General features: G+C 66.0%; 1 protein-coding gene. It reads left to right on the forward strand.

The features are described 5' to 3' along the window. Positions 1 to 73: 73 nt before the first annotated feature. Positions 74 to 609, forward strand: a 536-nt coding sequence (locus ACTWP5_RS32120; RefSeq protein WP_443224714.1) for a KR domain-containing protein, incomplete at its 3' end; no start/stop codon positions are given.

A 609-nucleotide genomic window follows, 5' to 3' on the forward strand; every position in this document is an offset into this window, starting at 1 on the left:
GCTGGATCCTGAGGGGACGGTGTTGGTGTCGGGTGGGTTGGGGACGTTGGGTCGGTTGGTGGTGCGTCGGTTGGTGGAGGTGCATGGGGTGCGGCGGTTGGTGTTGGTGGGGCGTCGGGTGGATGGGGTGGGGGTGGGTGAGTTTGTTGGGGGGTTGGTTGGTTTGGGTGTGGTGGTGGATGTGGTGGCGTGTGATGTGGGGGATCGGGAGGGGTTGTTGGGTGTGGTGGGGGGTGTGTCGGTGGATCATCCGTTGACGGCGGTGGTGCATGTGGCGGGTGTGGTGGATGACGGGGTGGTGGAGGGGTTGTCGGTGGGTCGGTTGGGGGGTGTGTTGGGTCCGAAGGTGGGTGGTGGGTGGTTGTTGCATGAGGTGACGGCTGCTTGTGATCTGCGGGCGTTTGTTGTGTTTTCGTCGTTGGCGGGTGTGGTGGGTGCTGGGGGTCAGGGGGCGTATGCGGCGGCGAATGCGGGGGTGGATGGGTTGGTGGGTTATCGGCGTGGGTTGGGGTTGCCTGGGGTGTCGTTGGCGTGGGGGTTGTGGGAGGAGCGGAGTGGGTTGACGGCGGGGGTGGGTGTGGCGGAGGAGGCACGGATGGAGCAAGGCGG

Origin of the sequence: Streptomyces sp. 4N509B (assembly GCF_052245655.1) — a bacterium.
GTDB lineage: Bacteria > Actinomycetota > Actinomycetes > Streptomycetales > Streptomycetaceae > Streptomyces.